Origin of the sequence: Variovorax sp. KBW07 (assembly GCF_003852515.1) — a bacterium.
In the GTDB taxonomy this organism is placed as follows: domain Bacteria; phylum Pseudomonadota; class Gammaproteobacteria; order Burkholderiales; family Burkholderiaceae_C; genus Variovorax.
In genome coordinates, this window is sequence record NZ_QAJK01000193.1 from 1 (window position 1) to 5,874 (window position 5,874).

The following is a 5,874-nucleotide window of genomic DNA, read 5'->3' on the forward strand; positions in this document are numbered from 1 at the left end:
GCGGAGCAGAGCACACCGTCGGCGTGAGCGTGCCCTGAACGAAACCAGCGAAACGAAGACACAACACGACCCGTCATTTCTCCACCTCGACTTCCTGCGTCCCCACCCGCTGCATCCAGTTGTAGAGCACGAAGCAGAACAACAGGATGATCAGGAAATAGATCAGCGAGAACGCAGCCGCCGGCCCCAGGTCGAACTGCCCCACCGCCTTCTGCGTCAGGTACTGGCTCAGGAACGTCGTTGCATTGCCTGGCCCGCCGCCCGTCAGCACGAACGGCTCCGTGTAGATCATGAAACTGTCCATGAACCGCAGCAGCACCGCGATCATCAGCACGCCGCGCATCTTCGGCAGCTGGATGTAGCGGAACACCGCGAACTTGCTCGCGCCGTCGATTCGCGCGGCCTGGTAGTACGCGTCCGGGATCGAACGCAGGCCCGCATAGCAGAGCAACGCCACCAGCGGCGTCCAGTGCCACACGTCCATCACCAGCACCGTCAGCCAGGCGTCGGTTGCGCTGCCCGTGTAGTTGTATTCGATGCCCAGCGTCTGCAACGCATGGCCCAGCAGCCCGATGTCGGCGCGGCCGTAGATCTGCCAGATCGTGCCCACCACGTTCCAGGGAATCAGCAGCGACAACGCCACCACCACCAGCACCGCCGACGACTTCCAGCCCTTGGCCGGCATCGACAGCGCCAGGCCGATGCCCAGCGGAATTTCGACCAGCAGCACCGAGAACGAGAAGCCCAGTTGGCGCCACAGCGCCTGGTGCAGCTCGTCGTCGCGCATCACCGAGGCGAACCATTCGGTGCCGACGAACACGCGGCGCTCGGGCGAGATGATGTCCTGCACCGAGTAGTTGACTACCGTCATCAACGGCACGATGGCCGAGAAGGCGACGCAGATCAGCACAGGCAGCACGAGCCACCAGGCCTTCTGGTTGATGGGTTTGTTGGTTGCGTTCATGCCACCAGCTCCTCGTCCTTGTAGTAGCAGGTGTGCGTGTCCAGCACGCGCAGCCACACGGTGTCGCCCACCGCGGGCGGCCGTTCGTCGGAATGCAGCCGCACCTTGATGACGCTGCCATCGGCTTCGGCGCTCAGCATCGCGTGGGTGCCGACGTCCTGCACCTGCTTGACGACCGCGGGCACGGCACCGGCGGCGCCGGCGTTAGACAGACGCAGGTACTCGGGCCGGATGCCGATCTTGAGCGCACCCTGCGGCAGTTCGCGTGTGGGCACCAGCGGCGTGCCCGCCACTTCGAGCGCGCCGTTGGTGCTGTTCGCCGACAGGAAATTCATGCCGGGCGAGCCGATGAAATGGCCGACGAAGGTGTGCGCCGGCCGCTCGAACAATGCCTCGGCACTGCCCACCTGCACGGCCTTGCCGCGCGTCATGACCACCACCTCTTCGGCGAAGGTGAGCGCCTCGACCTGGTCGTGCGTGACATAGATCAGCGTGAGCTTCAGCTCGCGGTGAATCTGCTTGAGCTTGCGGCGCAGCTGCCACTTCAGGTGCGGGTCGATCACGGTGAGCGGCTCGTCGAACAGCACCGCCGACACGTCGCTGCGCACCAGGCCTCGGCCCAGCGAGATCTTCTGCTTGGCATCGGCCGCGAGCCCCGCCGCGCGCTGGTTGAGCTGGCCGCTCATGTCGAGCATCTCCGCAATTTCGCCGACGCGCTTCTTGATCTGGTCTTCGGGCACCTTGCGGTTGCGCAGCGGAAACGCGAGGTTCTCGGCCACGGTCATGGTGTCGTAGATCACCGGGAACTGGAACACCTGCGCGATGTTGCGTTCTTGCGGCGTGGCACGCGTCATGTCGCGGCCGTCGAACGTGACGGTGCCCTGCGACGGCACCAGCAGGCCCGAGATGATGTTGAGCATGGTCGTCTTGCCGCAGCCCGAGGGGCCGAGCAAGGCATAGGCGCCGCCGTCGCGAAAGCTCATCTTCAGCGGCAGCAGCGCGTAGTCGCTGTCTTGCGTGGGATTGGCGCGGTAGGCGTGGGCCAGGTCGAGGTCGATGCGTGCCATGACTAGTTTCCTTTGCGCCATGCGGGCGCCAGCGCCAGCTTTTCGCCGGCATCGAACACATAGGCCTGCGACGCGCTGAAATACAGCGTGATCGCGGCACCCAGCTCGAAGCGGTGCACACCGGTGAGCTGCGCCACCAGTTCGCCGACCGCCGTCTCGACGTGCACGAAGGTGTCGGAGCCCGAAATCTCGGCCAGCTCCACCTTGCCCGCCAGGGCGATGTCGCCCTCCCCCGCGCCGACGTTGAGCGCACTCGCGCGCAAGCCGACGGTGACCGGGCCCGACACGCCCTGCGGCAGCGCAAGCGCAAGCGCGGGCCCACCGGCCAGTTGCACCTGGCCGGACGCCGAGGTGGCGGCCAGCAGGTTCATCGGCGGATCGCTGAAGGCGCGCGCCACGCGCAGCGACTGCGGCGCGTGGAACACCTCGGCGGTCGGGCCGTACTGCAGCAGTTCGCCGGCGTCCATGACGGCCGTGTAGCCACCGAGCAGCAACGCTTCGCCGGGTTCGGTGGTGGCGTAGATCACGGTCGAGTCGCCGGTGGCAAAGAGCTGCGTGAGTTCTTCACGCAGGCCTTCGCGCAGCTTGTAGTCGAGGTTGACCAGCGGCTCGTCGAGCAGCATCAGCGGCGCGTTCTTGGCCAGGGCGCGGGCCAGCGCCACGCGCTGCTGCTGCCCGCCCGACAGCTCGGCCGGCAGGCGGTCGAGGAACATGCCGATGTGCAGCTTGTCGGCCAGCGCCCTCACCCGCGCATCGATGTTCTTTTCGCCGCGCAGCTTGAGCGGCGAGGCGATGTTGTCGAACACCTTGAGCGAGGGGTAGTTGATGAACTGCTGGTAGACCATGGCCACGTTGCGCTCGCGCACCGGCATGCCCGTGACGTCATGGCCATCGACCAGCACCTTGCCGGTAGTCGGCGCGTCGAGCCCCGCCATCAGGCGCATCAGGCTGGTCTTGCCGGCCTGCGTGGCGCCCAGCAGCACGGTGACGGCGCCACTGCGAGGCGCAATGCTCTGCTCGTAGAGCCAGGTCTGCGCGCCGACCTTCTTGGTGACGCGCTCCAGAGTCAGTTGCATGGGCCTCCCCTCGCTTTTCTTTTTTCGGTCAGGTGTTGCGGTTCTGCTTCGCGTGAGCCTGCAGCCAGGTGGCCACCTGCTCGCGTTCCTGGGGCGTGTAGTGCAGCCCCAGCTTGGACCGGCGCCACAGCACGTCTTGCGCGGTCACGGCCCATTCGTGGTCCTGCAGGAAGCGCAGTTCGCGCTCGTGAAGGCCCGGCGCCACCTCGGCGCCCATGTCGGCCATCGATTGCGCATCGCCCAGCAGTTGCGCCACCCGCGCACCGTAGCCGCGGGCCAGCCGGCGCGCGAGCTTGGCGGCGAGCCAGGTGTACTTTTCGCGCACGGCGGCCACGAAGCGTTCGAAATCGTCGTCAGGCCGCTTGGGCGCGCCGATCCAGGCCGACAGGTCGCCGCCCGCGAGAAAGGCGCCATCGGTCCATGCCGGGCGCTGCGCGCTCGACTGGCCCAGCATCTTGCCGACCTCGTCGGCGGCGTCCTCGGCCAGCTTGCGGAAGGTGGTGATCTTGCCGCCCCACACCGACAGCAGCGGCGCGGCCGTGGTGTTCGACTCGAGCATGTAGTCGCGCGTGACGGCCGACGGGTCGCCCGACGCGTCGTCGAGCAGCGGGCGCACGCCGGAGTAGGTCCACACCACGTCGGCCGGCACGATGGCTTTTTCGAAATAACGGCTGGCCTGGGTGCAGAGGTAGTCGATTTCTTCCTGCGCAATGCGCGCGGCGCCGGGGTCGTCGCCATTCAGCTCGATGTCGGTGGTGCCGATGAGCGTGAACTCGTCCTGGTAGGGAATCGCGAAGATGATCCGCTTGTCGGGGTTCTGGAAGATGTAGGCGTGGTCGTGCTCGAACAGGCGCGGCACCACGATGTGGCTGCCCTTCACGAGGCGCAGGCTCTTGGTGGCCAGCGCCTCGCCTTTGGACGACTGCGCCACGCCGCGCAGGAAAGATTCGGCCCACGGCCCCGCGGCATTGACCACGGCCCGCGCCCGCACCGTGCGGTGCGCGCCATCGGGCCCTTCGAGCGTGGCCACCCAGCCGTCGGTGCCGCGCTGCGCATGGATGCAGCGGGTGCGCGTCAAGATTTCGGCGCCGCGCGACTGGGCGTCGAGCGCGTTCAGCACCACCAGCCGTGCGTCATCGACCCAGCCGTCCGAGTAGATGAAGCCGCGCTTGTACTGGTTCTTGAGCGGCTTGCCGGCCGCGTGCTGGCGCAGGTCGACGCTGCGCGAACCCGGCAGCACCTCGCGCCTGGCCAGGTGGTCGTACATGAACAGGCCGATGCGGATCATCCAGGCCGGCCGCATCGATGGGTCGTGCGGCATCACGAAGCGCAGCGGCCACATGATGTGCGGCGCGCTCTTGAGCAGCACCTCGCGCTCCTGCAGCGCCTTGCGCACCAGCGAGAACTCGTAGTACTCCAGGTAGCGTAGCCCGCCGTGGATCAGCTTGGTGGAAGAAGAAGACGTGTGCGAGGCGAGATCGTCCTTTTCGCAGAGCACCACGCGCCAGCCGCGGCCCGCGAGGTCGCGTGCAATGCCGCAGCCGTTGATGCCGCCGCCGACGATCAGCACATCGCAGTCAGAAGCCGGATCGGTCGCTTGGGAGGAGAAATCGCTCACAGGAATGGGGTCCGTAGGAACGTGACTTTCGTCACCGACGGCGGCCATTGTATTTTCGAGTTTTTTCATTTAGGTTCCTTTGAGCGCGATTTTCCTCCGAGTTTTCCCTTACTCGGATTCGTTTTCTTTCGTTTTAAAGTGACACGCGCTGTACCCTTGCCCGCAGTGTTCCTGCCCTCCACGACGCCCTTGTGAACTCCAATCCGCGCCAGATCAACCTCCTGGACACCGTGCGAACGCGCGGTTCCGTCACCGTCGAACAACTGGCCGACATGCTCGGCGTGACCCTGCAGACCGTGCGCCGCGACGTGCAGCGGCTGGCCGACCAGGGGTTGCTGACGCGTTTCCACGGCGGCGTGCGCGTGCCCAGTTCCACCACCGAGAACATCGGCTACCAGCAGCGCGAAACCCTGAACGCCGAAGGCAAGGCGCGCATTGCCCGCCGCGTGGCCGAGCTGGTGCCCAACGACTGCTCGCTGATCCTGAACATCGGCACGACGACCGAAGCGATCGCCAAGGCGCTGCTGCGCCACACGGGGCTGCGGGTGATCACGAACAACCTGAACGTGGCGACGATCCTGACGGGCAACAGTTCGTGCGAGGTGATCGTGGCGGGCGGCTCGGTGCGCCCGCGCGACCGCGCGATCGTGGGCGAGGCGACGATCGATTTCATTCGCCAGTTCAAGGTGGACATCGCGCTGATCGGCGTGTCGAGCATCGAGGCGGATGGCTCTTTGCGGGACTTCGACTTGCGCGAGGTAAAAGTGGCGCAAACCATCATCGCGCAGGCTCGCGAGGTGTGGCTGGCCGCGGACGCAAGCAAGTTCAACCGGCCGGCAATGATCCAGCTGGGCACGCTGTCGCAGATCGACCGCCTGTTCACGGACGCGGAACCGCCGGAGCCGTTTACCGATCTGCTGCATGCGGCGCAGGTGCGGCTTGAGATTGCGCGCGATTGAGTTCGGATGCGCTCGTGTTCTGTTCGCCGTCGCGTTGGTCTGGTGACGCGCTTGCTTCAGGGCGACGCCCACGCCGACGGTGTGCTCTGCTCCGCGAATGTCCCCCGCTTCGCTCCTCCTTTATTTCGCTGCGCAGAGCACACCATCCGCGTGAGCGTCATCAGAGTGGTCGTTGATCAGCGGTACACCA

Annotated in this window: 5 protein-coding genes; 1 reads left to right on the forward strand and 4 read right to left on the reverse strand. The window is 66.2% G+C overall.

Going from position 1 to position 5,874, the window contains the following annotated elements; all coding sequences use genetic code 11:
- Positions 1 to 73: 73 nt before the first annotated feature.
- Genes DBV14_RS30715 through glpD form a run of 4 tightly spaced genes read right to left on the reverse strand, consistent with a single transcriptional unit; the run spans position 74 to position 4,794 of the window.
- Entirely contained in the window at positions 74 to 964 is an 891-nt protein-coding gene (locus DBV14_RS30715) for a carbohydrate ABC transporter permease (RefSeq protein ID WP_124465313.1), read from the reverse strand.
- On the reverse strand, positions 961 to 2,031 hold the full coding sequence (locus tag DBV14_RS30720) for an ABC transporter ATP-binding protein (RefSeq protein WP_124465315.1): 1,071 nt from the start codon (positions 2,029 to 2,031) through the stop codon (positions 961 to 963). The genes DBV14_RS30715 and DBV14_RS30720 overlap by 4 nt, the downstream gene beginning before the upstream one ends.
- Positions 2,032 to 2,033: 2 nt before the next feature.
- Entirely contained in the window at positions 2,034 to 3,107 is a 1,074-nt protein-coding gene (locus DBV14_RS30725) for an ABC transporter ATP-binding protein (RefSeq protein WP_124465317.1), read from the reverse strand.
- 28 nt (positions 3,108 to 3,135) lie between these two features.
- Positions 3,136 to 4,794, reverse strand: a complete 1,659-nt coding sequence (gene glpD, locus DBV14_RS30730; RefSeq protein WP_124465319.1) for a glycerol-3-phosphate dehydrogenase — start codon at positions 4,792 to 4,794, stop codon at positions 3,136 to 3,138.
- A 122-nt stretch (positions 4,795 to 4,916) separates the two neighbouring features.
- Here glpD and DBV14_RS30735 point away from each other — a divergent pair, with 122 nt between their 5' ends.
- Positions 4,917 to 5,684, forward strand: coding sequence for a DeoR/GlpR family DNA-binding transcription regulator (locus DBV14_RS30735; RefSeq protein ID WP_124465321.1), 768 nt, complete (start codon positions 4,917 to 4,919; stop codon positions 5,682 to 5,684).
- Positions 5,685 to 5,874: the final 190 nt, after the last annotated feature.

Bases quoted from the DNA above. Each gene is read 5' to 3' on its own strand.
- DBV14_RS30715 (WP_124465313.1), bottom strand. From the start codon at position 964: ATGAACGCAACCAACAAACCCATCAACCAGAAGGCCTGGTGGCTCGTG.
- DBV14_RS30720 (WP_124465315.1), bottom strand. From the start codon at position 2,031: ATGGCACGCATCGACCTCGACCTGGCCCACGCCTACCGCGCCAATCCC.
- DBV14_RS30725 (WP_124465317.1), bottom strand. From the start codon at position 3,107: ATGCAACTGACTCTGGAGCGCGTCACCAAGAAGGTCGGCGCGCAGACC.
- glpD (WP_124465319.1), bottom strand. From the start codon at position 4,794: ATGAAAAAACTCGAAAATACAATGGCCGCCGTCGGTGACGAAAGTCAC.